Below are 16,162 nucleotides of genomic sequence, written 5' to 3' on the forward strand. Positions count from 1 at the left end.
ATAAAAATGCCAACACTCATAAGAGTATTGGCTATGGAGAGAGGGAAATGGTTATAAAACCATTGTCGTCTAATTAATTTAATTATATACATTCAAATAGCGAAATGACCCGCCACAGGTTTGAGAGCCAAAGTGCGGGTCATTTCTGTCGTGTAAGCACCACTCTGAGGTAATCACACCACTTAAATAAACACATGGACGATGTATTTACTAATGCTATAGTAAATGAGTCTATCACATATAGTCAAGTTAAATATCCATTAATTAATCTAGCACAAACGTTACACCTAAGTAAACTGTGCATTATTTTGTATGATTAAGAAGTTTATATACTTGGCTGACATCAGTCGAAAGGGCTTCGCGTTTATACTCTGTTTCTTTCTTCTTAGAGGAATCGGAATAATACGTTGTCTTTATAATAACCACTCCAATCACATTCCCTTGTTCGTTAATCAATGGTGATCCAGAATTCCCACCATCAGTATAGTTGGTTGTTCTAATCATTGGAGTTTCATTCTTAACTTCAGTACGTATTACTGATCCTGAACTACTCGTAAATGATTGTTGCCCATCTGAGAATACTGGATACCCAGCTACGTAAGTTGATCCTTCACGAATAGAACTTGTCTCTAATATCAACGGTTTCACCATTTCAGATAAAGTGCCATTTCCAATATGAAGGATAGCAATGTCATCCTCTTTACTGTATTCATAAGACTTTACTTCAGCTCTGATATTGTTGTTTTTCTTTGATTTTAGAGAAACTGAAAACTGTGATTTCACTTGATGATCTTCATTGCCATCGCGTGTTTCTGGCGCGAAAAGTACAAAGTGTGCAGCTGTTACGACAGTATTCTTATCAATGAAAAATCCAGTACTATTCATATAGTTCATTGTGTATATGCCCTGATCACTCTTTTCCCAGTAATACAGTTCTACCAAGGCAACAGAGGTATGTTTTAAGCTGTTCCAATCTTTACTTAAATTAGCGCTTGCAATGGATGATGAAAAAAGAGATAAGATCAAAGTAAATAGAACAATAATTTTATATTTCATATATTATTACCACCTTTAGTATATTTAATGTTTGATATATAGATTCAGTATTTTCAACATCTATGTAAAGAATGAACAAAATGCTCACTCTTTATTTTCATCGATCTTCACTATTTCTATCTTTAAACCAAGTTCTTTCAAAATAGGGACAAGTGATTGAAAAGTGATGTTCCTATCTGAATTTTTCATTCTTGATATTGTATTATAGTGAACACCAATACGTCTTCCAAGTTCCCTGACTCCAATTTTTTGTTCTTTCAATGCTTTTTCAATTTCTCCAGAAACATAGGTTCTGGTTTGCTGGACATTCATTGGGTTTCACCTCTTCAAAATCTTAAATGAAATCACTCTTTCATTTAAGTACTTGTACTCAACTTTCTCATTTGAGAAACAACCCTTTTATGCCCTTCTTTTGCTTCAGTTAAAGTGCAATATCTTAGTTGAACATCCGATTCTGGAAGTTTATCGTTTTCAGAATCGTTAAAAACCATAGTTTCAAATATGATTGGAGATTTATCGCCAAAGCTAAAGCTATAATCAATCCCTAACCATACCGTTGATACAGATAGACCATTGCTCAAATGATCAAGATTTACTCTTCTGTATTTATCGTCATTAGACAACTTAAGGAAGCTCATCAAGCTTATAGGTTTGCCTAACTTATCAAAGTGATGATCAGTAATAGCATTGAAGTTAAGTTTGCGAACCCTATTGATTAGTTTCTTTTTAATTCTCTTTTTCCTAGTCCCATATCTAATGCGTTCCAAACGTTCAACTAACTGTTCATGCTCTTCAGAATTTTTCATAAGTATCTCTCCCTTTAGTAATTGCTTCGAATGCTTTCAGAATAATTTCTACAACCTTGAACAATCTGTCTTTCAGTCATAGGAGTCTTTCTATTTATCCCTGAATGAGATGTTTCTTCAACCAACTTCATAAGCATGTTCAGTCCACTTGTATTAACACATTGTAAAAACTCAGTTGATAAGGTTAGTGCAGTTTGAGATTGATCCATCTCATCAAAACCGCCACATGTGGTTTCCATATCAATTTCCCTAAACATTCTTTGTACTGTTTCAATCATTATTTGTTTTGACAAAGTTGATTTCACCTTTCATTTTAATTTGCTTTTAACTTCTTCTTCGCTAAGGATCGTACATGGATTCGATGTTCGATAACTAAGCTGTTCACCTACTAATGGATGATTGATTTTTTCAAAGTTAAATTTAACTCTGTTTGTTTCAATATCATCTTGGCTATAACCAATTATCTTGTAGCTTTCAATAACCTTTCCCTTATATAGAACAATGGCGGTTGTCTCACCGTATAGGCGTGATAAGTCTATTCTCCATGCTCTCTCAGCTCGTTCTTTCAGCTCTTCAGGTGTAGCAGGGACTTCATTTAACTTTATAACAAGCATCGGTTACCTCCTACTGACGTAGTATACTTTTGCTTTACTTTGCATATACTTTTGCTTTACTTTCAATATACTTATGATATACTTTGATTTAGCAGCTGTCAACAAATTCTGGAAATGACATATTGCAATAGGAGACGGGTTATGGCACTGACTTAATACAATGGAAGAACAATTGAGGTGCGGAATAGCAGATATGATGTAGAACCAACAAGTGCTTTTATTGAGAATTTGTCACTACCTGAAATTTTCATATAGTTATACAATCGATCTGCTTTGTTACTTTTATCTGTCTTCAATACCTTTGTCTCTCCCTGCCCGTGATAAAATGAGGTTTTTCGACAATATTTCCATATTTTTTTGTTTCTGATTACTTTATGTGTGTTATACTGTTATTAATTAATACGATACAAGGACGTGAATTTATGAAAGATTACGCATTGCTTAGTCTCCAAGATTATTACGACAAAAGATATAGTCGCCCTAAAGATGATAAAACTGCATTGACTGTAATTTCTGGAGTATATAAGCATGAAATGCCTGATTGGAATAGTAAAACAGAAGAAAGTATAGGATTGATTTACAGAGAGCTTCTTGCTAAAGGGTTGCCAGCTTATTACTGGATGCTAGAGTCTATTCATCGAACTGCTAAAAAAGTAAAAGGTAAACAGCATTTTGGCTACATTGTTTCTATGTTGCGTAATTGGAGTGTTTACGGTTTTGGTAACTCAGAGACTGAGCATGAAACTGAGCTAAACGATTATTTTGAGGAAGTTACTGGAGTTAATATGTCAGTGGAAGCCAGAAAAGTTATCACACAACTTATGGGTGTTTATGGACTATTTAAAATTATGAGATCGTTGCCAAAATTAAGTGAGATTGATTTATCACTATTTTATGCTGAATTGCTTGCAAAACATATGACAGAAAAATTCGAATTGAAAATTCAAGATGAAATGAAAAAAGAATTCCCTCATCTAATTGAAGCAACTTCTTCACCATATGTTCATATTCAAGAATCATTTATCGAAGCATCTCCTACACAAGAAGTCATTGAATTTAATCTTACTGACAAAAATACGAAAGAATCAGGTACAACTACACCAAAGAATAAAGCTAAACAGAGTTCTTACAGTGGTGCAAAGTCTGATAAAATCGTTGAATTAATTATTAAATGTTTGCAGGAAAAAGGGCCATCTTCCCCTCTTGACATGGTAGATTACATTAACAGCAAAACAATCAAAAAATTCAATGTTACTAAGAAAACAATTAGCTTCTATTTAGCTTCTTCAATGGAACGTGAACCTAGAGTGCATAAACGATCAAGAGGAGTATACGCTTTTAATCACTCTCCAAACGAAGAATAAAATAAAGCTCCTCTCATTATTCGAGAGGAGCTTTTGTTTTTTACTTATTTGTTTTTGGCAGAAGATTTACAGCTGATTCAATGCCAATCTCTATCAACTTCACATTCTCATCGCTCAGTTTTATACCAAGACTTCCAAGAACCTCTATTACATTGTCAATTGCAGCATTTTTCTTAATCTCATTGTCTTCTGTCTTCATCGTTTGCTCAACATAACTTACTACCTTCTCTGCTACAGCAAAGATTACATTAGTAGTCGCTTTATTCCCTTTGAAGTTCTGAAGTAGCAGCTTCAGGAAGAGTAAAAACTTTTGAATTAATCCAATTGATTTCTCATTCAACACACCTTTTCTTTTTAAGAAAGGTACTAAGAAGAATGCAATCAGTACAGCTATCAGTATAGATGCTAACATTACAAACACAGATGTTGTTTCCATTTTATTTCACTCCTTTACTTGTTATTTAAAACTCTCTCAATTAGCTCCATAACCAACCAGATTGGTGCATTGTCATTTAACTTGTCTTTCCAAGTATCATACTCGATCATTGGAGTTCCATCCTTTTGCTTGTAGGTGCTCACTTTTTTCAGTGTATCAAGTTTCCATTGTTCCACTTTATCATCTCCTTTCACTGGCACTTCAGGTGTTGGATCAGGTGTCTTCTCAGGATTCATAAAGATAAGGATTGCATGATTGACAGCTCTCTCATTTGCGCCTTTATTTTGTCCTAGTGAACCTGTTTTGTCTGCAATAACAGATGAACCTCCACCATCGCCATTAAGCGCTGTAATGCAACCTTTAGACTTCATGTAAAGCGCCATTTCCTCTAAAGTTAATCCTCTATCATAGCTGGTACGTCCATCACCTACAGCTAAGTGGAAATTACCTTCAGCATCTAATCCTACAAATGTACGTTGACATCTTACGTATGTGTCTCCATTTTTTCCGATATCACTTGCAGTTCCATCTTGCTTTCTGTAATACTCCCAAACCAAATTTCCTTTACTCACTAACAATGGAGTAGTCTTAACTAAGAAGCCATCTTTGCCATAATCATCATTCACATTCAATGTACCAATCACAGGTTGACCATCTTTAAAAGCTAAACCATTCCATTTAGTTTGTTGCGAAGCATTTGCTGTGTCATATCCTTTGTTAAGGATTGTGTCACCTATTTTGCAATCTGCTATCGGATTACCATTCCAGAAGAATGGGAAGTTAAATCCATAATCTGCTCCATGTTCTTTAACGAGTTGTGAAACTGTTTTCCCTTTACTCCAAACTGCTTTCATTGTAAATGCGTTCTTTTTGAATTTAATATATCTTACGTCTGTTGCGCTTACTTTGTAATCACCATCTGCACGTTTCAATACTCCACCTGAAGCGTAAATTCTTTCTTTTACAATTCCATTACTTGGTGTTGCTGCCACTGGAACCTCTCCTTTCGATGTTTCTCCGCTTATGCAATCGTTATATTCTTTGATTACATCTTTCTGTAACTGCTCAAATGTACGTCCACTCTTTGCTAAACCACTCTTAGGATCACTCTTACGATCTGGATCAAGAATGTAGTGACCTGTTAACTTTGTAGGATTTACATTATTTTTGTAAAAGGCATAGGCAATAACCCATACAAACCTCTTATAAGCTTCATCTGCATTGATATTGTCACCATAGCAGTACTCAATTCCTCCAGCAGCGTCATTTGAATCCACTCCGAACAACTGATTATCTTTTGGAACATTATATATTACATGCCACGCCTTTTCTGGAGTTCCAGTTAAAAACGGAACACATTCAATAATGTCTTTGTCATCAACGAATATGTGTGCTGAAGCACTGATTTCATTTGCTGAGTTTTTGTAGTAACTTACATTATTCTTAGCAGTTGATTTAGGATTTCCAGTATCGTGTGCAACAATGAATTGCATCTTGTTCATCTTAATTCCTGAACGTCTTTTAGTGCCTGTCTTGATATAGTCTGCTGTAATATTGTATTTCATTTTAAATGTCATTTTACTTTACTCCTTTCTTTATCTTTTATATCCACTTCTTCTTTTGATACATATGTACCGTTGCTTTCTAAAGGACTACTTCTATCAATTGCGCTCTGATCATTCTTTGAATTTTTCCTTTTGTCTATCGCTGTAGTGAAACCGCTTACAACATTTACTCCAGCAACTGAATACACTAATGTTTCTGCAAAGCTAATCAATATATGATTCACATTGCCTGTAGTTGCATACACAGCAAGGATCACTGCAACAACTGCGATTAGGATGAGTACTAAACTTGATATTCTAAATTCGTCAATAGAGAAAAATCCATGAAACCACTTCATTCTCACTCACCTTCTTTATCTTCCTACTCCTAAGAACGTTGCCAACATTCCGATCATAGCTGTTATTACAAATCCCCATGCCCACTTATTAAGTGCTTGCAAGTTTTGTATCTGCTTCTCGTTTTGTTTAGCTATCATTAATGCTTCGTCTGCTACATCCTTAGCTACATCTACCTTTTCTTCTACTTTTTCAGCGCGATTTAACTGAGCTTCAATTCTTGTTACTCTGTCCCTTACTTCGTAAATAGCTTCAAGCATTTCCTTATTTGTATAATCTGACACTGTTATCACCTCACACTCTTCAATTTAACGACAAATAGGAGTGCATAATAAATATGCACTCCACAGATATCTTTACTATATTATATCATTTTATTTAACGCCTGTCAAAGTTTGAGGTTTCCCTTTTACTTTACAAGAACCTGAATGATGTTCTCTGATACACGTTTCATGACTCTGAATCCAGATTCGCTTGTTGTTGCAATCCCTTCATCGTTTGGCATTACAAATCCGTTTACAACAGAAGTACCATCATCACGAACTAGCAGTTTACCCATCATCCCAATTGCTGACCATTCTGGACGTAATTCACGTCTAGCATAATATTGATCTGCATCCCAATCAGGATTTAGCATAGGCTGACGTTCTTTTCTAGCTGGTGAGATTTCAATGGTTTCAATAACATTGTTACCATCTTTATCAATACCCACTATATTCTCACTAATTTCTGCTGGAATGTCTACCATATGATATTTAATACGATCCCATTCGTCTCTCAGATATCTACCTTTCCAGTGTAAATCCTGATTGTCACCAATAACTGATGGATCAGCACTAACAACGCCTAGAATATAGTTGTCTGATGCATTGGCAACACGTATTCTGTCACCATCTAACGCTACAAAATACCCAACACGATCCTCGTTGTCTTTGTTTTCATCCATCCATTCGAACATCTCAGCATAGTCTGCGCCACCAGTTGAGTAGGCTTTTGTGGTATACATACCACCTTGAGTTGAGATTCTTGCGGCAAGTCCTTTTGCTCCTGATCCAGTTCCATTTGCTAAATGCCAAGACGCTTGTTCTTTAGCTTCTCCATATTGCCCCATAATCCAAGCGGAAGGGTATGCACTACTTACATTGGTATATACCCCCGTTGCATGCGAATAGTTTGCTTGTGCCATAGCCGTATGTCCTTCTGCATGTGAATATAAACCACTGGCTATTGTATTGTTTCCCTCTGCATGAGAAGCTATTCCTCTAGCCTGTGCTCCAGTCCCCTCAGCATGAGAGTAATTACCTGATGCTACTGTCCCATATCCCTCTGCGTGAGCGGAATTCCCAGTAGCTTGGCTATTGTAACCCTCGGCATGAGAATACATACCAAACGCCTTTGTTGATCTCCCTTCTGCATGAGACGGTATGTTAGCTTCGGTTGTAGGCTTGATTACATGTGTAACTGAATTTGGACTTGTAACACTTAGACTCTCTGCTAAAGTCCATGTTGTTCCATTAGTAGACGCAATGGTGAACGGTGTTGAGAATACTTGATCTGTTGCTATCAAATACACTTTATCACCTTCACTGAATCCCGAAACAAGACCAACAGTGATTGTATTATTCGTATAATCCCTACTAGTAACAGTTGTGAATACAATGGCTGGCATTGCTACAGTATCATAACCTTCGGCATGAGAACCATCACTGAAAGCCCATGTAGCATTTCCTTCTGCATGAGAAGCCAATCCTGATGCTACTGTCCGTAAACCTTCGGCATGCGAATTGATTGCTGATGCAATAGTCCCATTTCCTTCTGCATGTGACCCCTCTGCGTCAGCTAGGGTTCGTACACCTTCTGCATGTGATGCTACCCCATAAGCAATAGTTGAATCCCCTTCTGCATGTGCCGCGCGAGCTGATGCAATACTTCCCGTACCCTCTGCATGAGCACCACTTCCACTAGCAGGTAATGTAATGGGTAACAACCTACTGCCTACGGTAATGTTGCTCATATTAGATGTGTTTTCAAGTGTAAGTTCCCATATGTTCGCGAAATCAAACTTATCTACTTTGAATTCATACACTGTCTCATAATTTTTGTTCTTTATGACAGCTATGGTATCTCCTTTACCTATGAGAGACATTGGATATTCAGTAGTGATTTTGAAATTAGCGGCATCCACAGCAACGATATCATAATATCTCCCTGCAAAAGTCCCAAGTCCTTCTGTGTGAGAACCTGATGCAATCGCATATGTTGACAATCCTTCTGCATGGGATTGGTTTCCAATAGCCTTGGAATTTTCACCCTCGGCATGTGAACTTTTACCTGTTGCTGTTGTGCTTTGACCCTCAGAGTGAGAACTTTGTCCTGTTGCTGCTGTGCTGTCACCCTCTGCATGTGAAGCACTACCCGTAGCTTTAGTCCCGTATCCCTCACTGTGAGAACTACTTCCTGCTGCTAATGTTTCACTGCCCTCTGCATGTGAAGCCGATCCCGATGCCGCTGACTTATAACCTTCTGCGTGACCATAAGAAGAATATATCGAAGACAAGTTATAAACCGACACCCCTGCCGCAAATGGCATAAGCGCCGATGAAGGAATCGGTTTGAACCCTGGGATTGTATCAATTGTGACCATCTTTCCAGACACACTCAGTACTTTGGCGGTGAAACTGTATTTAGGAATTTCAATAACGTCACCAGCTTTAAATCTCGTTCCAGTAGTCACTTCAATACTGTAAGGTTCAACGATGACAGATTTAGATACAAGGTTGTCAAATACAACATTTGTGCGTGTCAAACTACCTTCTGCATGGGATGCTACCCCTAAAGCAATAGTTGACAATCCTTCTGCATGGGATTGTTTTCCATTAGCCTGAGAATTATCACCCTCAGCATGTGAACTTTCACCTGATGCTTTTGTTCCACTGCCCTCCGCATGAGAATAATCACCTTTTGCAAAATTCCGATTCCCCTCAGCATGTGAAGCTTTACCTTTTGCAATGTTTTGGAATCCTTCTATATGCGAATAATCGGCTTTATTATCTGGTCTGAGACTTAATAGCATCCCCATTTTGTAGGTGTCAGAAGGATTTGTACCCAAGCTAGGTATTTGGTCGCTCAGCTTAATTGTTTTTAGATCAATATCAATTGAAGTAATCGTTGTATCCAATGTTGAAGGGAAATATGGAGGGGTAGAATTATAATAATAGAATCGAACTTTCTCTCCTTCGTAAAAATTTTCGTCACTTAGGTTTTCGGTGGATAATAATTTCAACGTGTTAGTAGCTGTATCGATTGACTCAAATCCTTTAAGGATTTGACCTGAAATGTTTTCGTTACCCTCTATATGAGACGCATAACCATAAGCGTAATTATGATCTCCCTCGACATGAGAAAATGTTCCTAACGCTTGTGTATTATTTCCCTCAGCGTGAGAACCCTGACCTGATGCATTTGTAAAGGAACCTTCTGCATGAGAGGTGTTACCTTTAGCGACAGTCTGATATCCTTCGGCATGGGAAGTCATGCCAGATGCTTCGGTAGATTCTCCCTCGGCATGAGAGTTGTTTCCTGATGCAGTTGTGCTATATCCCTGAGCGTGAGAGTATACACCCGATGCTTTCGTGCCAGCACCTTCCGAATGCGCTCCTGTAGCAGTCGCTTGAGTGAAAGAACCCTCTGCATGCGCGCTAGTTCCTGACGCTACGGTTCTATCACCTTCTGCGTGGGAGCTGTTTCCAGATGCGTTGCTTCTTTCTCCCTCGGCATGAGAGAAGCTTCCTATTGCTCTAGTTTCTTGACCTTCCGCATGAGATGCTACCCCTGACGCTTTACTCAGATACCCTTCCGCATGTGAATTTTCTGCCGTTGCTTCTGTCTGATTACCTTCCGTATGCGCTGTAACACCTGATGCTTTGGTTGCAAATCCTTCGGCATGTGAATTGTCACCTGATGAAATAGACTGATTTCCTTCAACATGAGAAGAGTATCCTATTGCTTTAGTTGAAAAACCTTCTGCATGAGAACCTTGTCCTATTGCTTGCGCCTGTTGACCTTCGGCGTGAGAAGCAATACCTAATGCATAGGTTTTATAACCTTCGGCATGACCATAAGCTTCATAATTTTTAGCCCATGACAGATTGAATACATCTGATCCTGCTGCAAAAGGTAAAGACACATCTGGTGATTCAATGAATTCTGGCATCTGATCAATAGTGATAACGTTTTCAAGAACTTCTACCACTTTTGTTGCTAGAGCAAAGTCGCCATGTAAAATCTCAATATTATCTCCTACACGGAATCTGCTTCCGTCTGCTACAGTAACGCTATAAGGCTCAACGATTACTGCTGTGGTAGTTAGTTTGTCATAGCCTACGTTAGCTCTTGTATAATGTCCTTCGGCATGCGTAGCTTTACCTACTGCTACTGTCTTTTCTCCTTCAACATGTGATAATTCTCCAGTACCTTCATCAAGACGAACCTCTTCCCATACTGGCTGAATCTCTGTTCCCTTATTTATTCTAATAGTTGGCATTTATTTCTCCCTTTCAATGAAAGCGCTCTCCAAAAAATGCAAGCAAAATATGCCCTCACTAGGAGAGCGCTCATCTTTATTTTATTTGATGTCTTACTTATTCAAATCAATCCAGACCATATTGGTTGGAGGATTTATTGGAGCTTCAGTTCCAACATAAATTCTTTCCTCAGTTCCAACACTGTTTAATTTGATCTTATCTTCTGTGCTCATAAGACCATTTTCTGTTTCGGTAGCCACACCAAGGTTTCCTGTATGGTAAACAGCGTTTCCTTTTACGTCAACGTCACCATTAAATGATGTAGTCTTATCTTTTTTCATTACTGCAACAATTGATCCAGATACATCAAATTGTATTCCTAAATCGTTCTCAGCACTTGCATTCCAGAAAATGCGAGATTCATTTTCTTGACCTGATACCTTAAATATCAGTTTAGGAATACCTTTATTTATTGTTAAATCACCTGTTATTTGACCACCTTTGTCAGACAGTTTGGAATTCCATGCTTGCTTCTCCAAGTCAGTTACAAATCTATTCGAAGCATCTTGAGTTATATCAGCTGCTAAGATATTCTCCCAGCTAAATAATCCTGCACTGTTTCCAGCTTTCAGATACTTACCGCTGTTTGTGTCTCCAGTAACAGGGACATGCATGTATCCATCTTCTACAGGATGTGTGTAAACCACTGTCTCAGTTCCATCAATAAGAATGTTTCCATTAATACTTGAGTCTGCAACATTAGTTGCTAGATCAGACGTTTGATCAATCTTTTCTTTCAACGCTGGATCAAGACCAATAGTCAGTACATTCCCTTCTGAAGTGGCAACTAGATTAATTCCTTCAGCTGCTTGAATAACATACTCATCAACAGAGGTTTCAGCTTCAATTTTACCTACACTGGTTCCTTCAATTGTTTGTACATCAATTGAACTGAAGAATGATGGCTTGTTTTTTACATTTTCCCAGTCTGATGAAGTTTGAATCTTCCAAGCTTCCTCATAATAAATATAAGTCTGTCCTGTTGAAATTTCGAAAGCCAAATCCCCTGTAGACATTCCTGTTAAAGCTTCACGCTCTGACGGATCAGCAACAACTTGAACACTGTTGATCTTAGGCATGAATTCTGCTGGAATCTTTTTATCTTGACCAAGTGGAGCAAAACCATCTGCTTGACCTTTATTTGCTGAGTCTTCAGGTGTAAATCCTAACTCATCTTGTTTTCCGTCCCACTTCTGTTTATCCGTTAATAATACAGCTGCATTCTTCAAACCATCTTTCAATACATCTGCTGTTAATTCCCCAGCAGTATCAAGTTTTAAGATTTGATTAGCTCCAGTACCTGTATTCACTGAAATAACAACGTCAGTATTAGGGTTAGCAACAATCAAGTCTCCACTATTGTCAGAGTTAACGCTGTTAACACTACCGCTACCAGCTTGAGCGATTACTTGCCAGTAGTTTATATTACTTGGAAGTATCCCTGCTACAGTCTCTTTAATGCAGACATATGAGCTACCACTATAAGCTACCTTATTAAGAGGAAGATAAACACTGGTTTCATCGAATGCTTCAAATACACCCATTCTATCGGCAACATCATTTGCTTTTTCAGCTGATGTATTTGTGTTTTGAATTGCGCTCTCAGCTTCAGTTAACTTACCATCCATTTCTTCAATCTTGTTCTTCCCTGCTATAACTGATCCGTCAATTTGCTCACTTGCATCTAATGCTTCTACGGTTGAGCTGGTTAAATCAGTTTTTAACTGAGTTCCAACAATAATTTTATCAGCCAACTCATCATTTAGTGTTTGACCAGTTGTATTGGCAATATCTAAATCCGCTTTTACAGTCTCAGCTTTTGCAGTTGAATCTTTAATTTTATCGTCTGTCAGTACAGCTAGATTAATTGCATCATTCAACTCTGTAAGTTTAACAGCACCAGTTTGTACAGCATTATCAATATCAACCTTTGCTGTTTGTGCAGCTGTTGTTGAATCTTCTAAGCCATCTTTGAGCAGAGTAGCAGTGTTAATTTTACTACCTAAATCAGTAGCTAAAACTCCACCGTCTTGAATCTTGGTTCCAAGCTCCTCATCTATTGTATTTGCATTTTGAATAGTAGTATTTAATTCACTATTCAATGAAGTTCCACTTGTAATAGAAGCATCTAAATTAGTTTTTGCAGCAACGGCACTTGTTGTACTTGCATCAACATCTAACTTAACATCTTCAGCAGTTTTGGTTGCAGCGGACAATTCTGTATTTGCAGTTTCTGCATTAACAGTAGTTTGTTCCAAGGTTATGTTTAATGCTTCACCATCTACGATAGATTGGCTCAATTTCGTGTCTAAAGTAGTAGCAGCTGTAATTTCTGTAACTAATTTTGATTTTGCATCTTCAGCTTCATTAATAGTAGTTTTTAATTCAGTATCAACGTTAACAGCTGTATCAGTGCTTAACTCCAAATCTGTTTTAGTTTGAACCGCTATTACATTCACAGCTTCCAGATCAGTCTTTGTCGTGTTAGCTTTTGCAGTGCTATCAAGAAGCGCTACATTAGATGCATTAGCTTCCTCTGTATGCGTTTTCAAGTCTGTGTCCAATTGAATTCCTGCCAGAATGTCAGAATCCAGTTCAGCTTTCAATGCTTCTCCTTCTGAAATTGTCTGCAACAACTCAGTGTTTGTTGACTTTCCTTTTGCTTCCGAATTATCTAAATCTACCTTTGTCTGTTTGGCAGCTACATCAGATTCATCTAATGCTATTTTAGTAGCCTTACCTTCAACTATTGTGGCCTTTAAATCAGTATTAACTTGTTCAGCTTCATCAATGCTATCGTCTAAATCTTGCTTACTTACACTTGCAGTTGAAATAGTATTCGTCAAATCAGTTTTTAAAGTTTTACCTGAAATGATCTCAGCAGACAAAATTTCATTTGTTTCTTTCGCTTCAACATCTACACTATGTAAATCGTTCTTAGTGATTGTTGCTACAGCAGTACTAATATCTAGGTCTGATTTAGTTTTTTGGCCTAATGTAATTGAGGAATCAATTTCTTCTTTTTTAGCTTGTGCATCTCTTATGGATGCTTTAAGTAAATCATTGTTTGTGCTTGCTTGTAGAATGTTAGCTTTCAGTTCTGCGCTCAACTTGTTTCCTGTATCGATGTCTAACTCTAATTTAACAAGTGTTTGATCCGCCTTTACAAGTACTAAATTGAAATCGTCAATCTTACCTATAACATTATCTGCTTCATCAATCATATCTTGTAACGTTCTTAGAATATTTGGATCGTCTGTTTCAAGATAAATCCGTTTTGCAGGATAGAGGATAATACCTTTACCCATATAACTTGCTTTAACACTTTTTGATTCTTGAGATTTATGAAACTTAACAATTCCATTCAGGTAATTGACTACATACTCTTTTTCTTGTGGTAGTTCATTATAAACCTCATAATACCCTTCTATTTGTACGTGCGAAAACGTGTCTGGTATTTCATCCAGTACAATGTTTCCGTTAATAACTTGTTGTGATTCTACCTTTGGAACATATGGATCATCGGCTGTACCTTTTCTCCAGTAGATTTTAATAGGATCATTGTATTGAAAATAATTATTCACGAAACCATCCTCCTTATCATAATATTATATCATTTTATTTTACGTCTGTCAATAAATTGAGTTTAGACCAGTTCTCAATCTGTCTATTTCTGAAGCGAATATAGTGTCTCCTGAGTTGTGCGTTGGTGGGACATTCGATGTCATATCGCGTAAAGCACTTACTGCTTGATTATACATAGATGCATAAAAAATATTACCACTATATGCGTAGGAAAAACTGTAGTAACCGTATCCCCTATACGTTCTAAACTCATTAATCTTGCTTGTTAATCTATTCCATTCACTCGCTGTTATAATCGGCCCTCCTGAATACTTGCTTGAATCCCAATATAAATCAGATGGTCTTGCTTTCAAGGTTCTATAACTAATAGTGGACATTGAGGATTGGTTTCCACTTGTGTCATACGCTTTAACGCCAAATGTGTATGTCGTATCAGGTTGTAGTCCTGAGAATGTGTAATAGGCAGAAGAACCACTTGCTGATCCCCATGAACTTCCATTCAAATAGAACCAAAATCCTCCAACTCCTTTATTGTCATAAGCAGACGCATACATTGATACAGAGTTTACATTTACTGAAGTCTGATACCAAGACATAATTGATGGTGGACTTGTATCTGGAGCTGATGGTGTTGTGACATATATGGTACTACTCCCTAAACTCCTGATGCTTGAGTCGTAAAAGTGAACTGTTAGACTGTAGGATGTATTTTCTCTCAATCCTGTATATTGGTAGTACTTTGTTGTAGATGTAACTGGACTCGAAAAACTCTCAAGCGATGAAGCCTGAGAACCGTTCAGGAAGAAACGAACATATTTAGCTAGTCCACCACCTGTTTGAAAACTTGCAGATACAGGAATATAGTCATATCGTACTGAACCTGACACTTGTATATTAATTATTGCCATTCAATCTATCCTTTCTTTTATTTAATACTTGATACACCTGTCGAATTATGGTATATTTTATGAAAATATAACTAGAAGGAGTCTAGTATGAAAAACCTAAAATCTTTCACAGTAGGACTTATTACAGGTGTAGCATTATTGGGTGTTGTTGGAACATCTTTTGCTGGAAGCGCATTAAAAAAGATTGAAGCATACATAGTAAATGACCAAAAGATCACAGTTGATGGATCAAATGCCAAAACAAACAACCCTGTCCTCACTTATAACAACTCAAGATATGTAAGCATTCGAGATGTTTCGAAATTGGTTGGAGCTGATATTGCTTACAAAAATGGCGTTATTGAACTTGAAACTCCTAATGTTGACAACAACTCTCAAAGCAACACTCAGACTAATAATCCTGTAACTAATTCAACCAGCACTCCGAATAATAGTCAAACCAATAATACAAATGGTGGCAATACAAATACAGGAAATAGTGATTACGTTAGTTCGGAACCCTCTTATGTTGGTGATACCAATAAAATGGTAAAAGATAAAAATGTAGGCTCAAACGAATCCGTTTCTGTGGGTAATTACAAATTCTCTGTGTCAGATTATTCCTACAGTTCCACTCCTAACTCCAGTGGATATTATTCAATATCTTATAAAGTGAATGTCGAAGCAATGAATGGATTCACAATTCCTGACGGTGATTTGACTATTTGGACAAATTCTTATCAGGGTTCAAATTTGACTGGTGGTATTTCATCCATTGATATTCAGGGAATTGGAAAGTCTAAATCAATTGACATCGCATATGAGACTATCACTGATCCTTCACTCGTTGATCAAATCGAAGTTAGCACTTTGGCTAAATCTGGTGGCGAAATGCTTGTTAATGTAAAGTGGACTATTAAATAGTCCACT

The 16,162-nt window shown here is 37.3% G+C and carries 14 protein-coding genes; 2 read left to right on the forward strand and 12 right to left on the reverse strand.

Translation table 11 applies throughout. From position 1 onward, the window contains the following. Nucleotides 1-303: 303 nt before the first annotated feature. The 5 genes from AC4G47_RS30595 to AC4G47_RS30615 all read right to left on the reverse strand — a co-directional run bounded on the left by AC4G47_RS30595 (nt 304) and on the right by AC4G47_RS30615 (nt 2,476). On the reverse strand, nt 304-1,056 hold the full coding sequence (locus AC4G47_RS30595; protein WP_491107006.1) for a S1 family peptidase: 753 nt from the start codon (nt 1,054-1,056) through the stop codon (nt 304-306). A gap of 84 nt (nt 1,057-1,140) precedes the next feature. Next, complete coding sequence (locus AC4G47_RS30600) at nt 1,141-1,368, reverse strand: helix-turn-helix domain-containing protein (RefSeq protein WP_491107007.1); 228 nt, start codon at nt 1,366-1,368, stop codon at nt 1,141-1,143. Nucleotides 1,369-1,412: 44 nt separating this feature from the next. Next, complete coding sequence (locus tag AC4G47_RS30605) at nt 1,413-1,862, reverse strand: hypothetical protein (protein ID WP_491107008.1); 450 nt, start codon at nt 1,860-1,862, stop codon at nt 1,413-1,415. A 14-nt stretch (nt 1,863-1,876) separates the two neighbouring features. Beyond that, on the reverse strand, nt 1,877-2,155 hold the full coding sequence (locus AC4G47_RS30610; protein WP_491107009.1) for a hypothetical protein: 279 nt from the start codon (nt 2,153-2,155) through the stop codon (nt 1,877-1,879). A gap of 15 nt (nt 2,156-2,170) precedes the next feature. Further along, entirely contained in the window at nt 2,171-2,476 is a 306-nt protein-coding gene (locus AC4G47_RS30615; RefSeq protein WP_491107010.1) for a hypothetical protein, read from the reverse strand. Between the two features lie 422 nt (nt 2,477-2,898). Between AC4G47_RS30615 and AC4G47_RS30620 the strand changes: the two genes are divergently transcribed. Beyond that, on the forward strand, nt 2,899-3,840 hold the full coding sequence (locus tag AC4G47_RS30620) for a hypothetical protein (RefSeq protein ID WP_491107011.1): 942 nt from the start codon (nt 2,899-2,901) through the stop codon (nt 3,838-3,840). A 40-nt stretch (nt 3,841-3,880) separates the two neighbouring features. Here AC4G47_RS30620 and AC4G47_RS30625 read toward each other — a convergent pair whose 3' ends face one another. From AC4G47_RS30625 to AC4G47_RS30655, 7 genes are all read right to left on the reverse strand, one after another. Next, a complete protein-coding gene (locus AC4G47_RS30625) occupies nt 3,881-4,276 on the reverse strand; it encodes a phage holin, LLH family (RefSeq protein WP_491107012.1) in 396 nt (131 codons plus the stop codon). Nucleotides 4,277-4,290: 14 nt separating this feature from the next. Continuing rightward, nucleotides 4,291-5,853 (reverse strand): phosphodiester glycosidase family protein, encoded by a 1,563-nt coding sequence (locus AC4G47_RS30630; protein ID WP_491107013.1) that lies wholly within the window; start codon nt 5,851-5,853, stop codon nt 4,291-4,293. Further along, nucleotides 5,850-6,179, reverse strand: a complete 330-nt coding sequence (locus tag AC4G47_RS30635) for a hypothetical protein (RefSeq protein WP_491107014.1) — start codon at nt 6,177-6,179, stop codon at nt 5,850-5,852. Before AC4G47_RS30635 ends, AC4G47_RS30630 begins: the two co-directional genes overlap by 4 nt. 15 nt (nt 6,180-6,194) lie before the next feature. Next, nucleotides 6,195-6,461: a hemolysin XhlA family protein gene (locus AC4G47_RS30640; RefSeq protein ID WP_491107015.1), complete on the reverse strand. Its 267-nt coding sequence runs from the start codon at nt 6,459-6,461 to the stop codon at nt 6,195-6,197. Nucleotides 6,462-6,586: 125 nt separating this feature from the next. Further along, on the reverse strand, nt 6,587-10,720 hold the full coding sequence (locus AC4G47_RS30645; RefSeq protein WP_491107016.1) for a peptidase G2 autoproteolytic cleavage domain-containing protein: 4,134 nt from the start codon (nt 10,718-10,720) through the stop codon (nt 6,587-6,589). Nucleotides 10,721-10,813: 93 nt separating this feature from the next. After that, entirely contained in the window at nt 10,814-14,344 is a 3,531-nt protein-coding gene (locus AC4G47_RS30650) for a hypothetical protein (protein ID WP_491107017.1), read from the reverse strand. Nucleotides 14,345-14,392: 48 nt separating this feature from the next. Further along, nucleotides 14,393-15,253, reverse strand: a complete 861-nt coding sequence (locus AC4G47_RS30655; RefSeq protein WP_491107018.1) for a hypothetical protein — start codon at nt 15,251-15,253, stop codon at nt 14,393-14,395. Between the two features lie 87 nt (nt 15,254-15,340). Here AC4G47_RS30655 and AC4G47_RS30660 point away from each other — a divergent pair, with 87 nt between their 5' ends. Further along, entirely contained in the window at nt 15,341-16,156 is an 816-nt protein-coding gene (locus AC4G47_RS30660) for a hypothetical protein (protein WP_491107019.1), read from the forward strand. The last annotated feature ends 6 nt before the right edge of the window (nt 16,157-16,162 follow it).

This window comes from Paenibacillus sp. Negev47, assembly GCF_058313655.1.

What these genes read in the sequence shown, in the direction of transcription:
- AC4G47_RS30595 (WP_491107006.1), bottom strand. Translation starts at nt 1,056, where the DNA reads ATGAAATATAAAATTATTGTTCTATTTACTTTGATCTTATCTCTTTTT.
- AC4G47_RS30600 (WP_491107007.1), bottom strand. Translation starts at nt 1,368, where the DNA reads ATGAATGTCCAGCAAACCAGAACCTATGTTTCTGGAGAAATTGAAAAA.
- AC4G47_RS30605 (WP_491107008.1), bottom strand. Translation starts at nt 1,862, where the DNA reads ATGAAAAATTCTGAAGAGCATGAACAGTTAGTTGAACGTTTGGAACGC.
- AC4G47_RS30615 (WP_491107010.1), bottom strand. Translation starts at nt 2,476, where the DNA reads ATGCTTGTTATAAAGTTAAATGAAGTCCCTGCTACACCTGAAGAGCTG.
- AC4G47_RS30620 (WP_491107011.1), top strand. Translation starts at nt 2,899, where the DNA reads ATGAAAGATTACGCATTGCTTAGTCTCCAAGATTATTACGACAAAAGA.
- AC4G47_RS30625 (WP_491107012.1), bottom strand. Translation starts at nt 4,276, where the DNA reads ATGGAAACAACATCTGTGTTTGTAATGTTAGCATCTATACTGATAGCT.
- AC4G47_RS30630 (WP_491107013.1), bottom strand. Translation starts at nt 5,853, where the DNA reads ATGACATTTAAAATGAAATACAATATTACAGCAGACTATATCAAGACA.
- AC4G47_RS30635 (WP_491107014.1), bottom strand. Translation starts at nt 6,179, where the DNA reads ATGAAGTGGTTTCATGGATTTTTCTCTATTGACGAATTTAGAATATCA.
- AC4G47_RS30645 (WP_491107016.1), bottom strand. Translation starts at nt 10,720, where the DNA reads ATGCCAACTATTAGAATAAATAAGGGAACAGAGATTCAGCCAGTATGG.
- AC4G47_RS30655 (WP_491107018.1), bottom strand. Translation starts at nt 15,253, where the DNA reads ATGGCAATAATTAATATACAAGTGTCAGGTTCAGTACGATATGACTAT.
- AC4G47_RS30660 (WP_491107019.1), top strand. Translation starts at nt 15,341, where the DNA reads ATGAAAAACCTAAAATCTTTCACAGTAGGACTTATTACAGGTGTAGCA.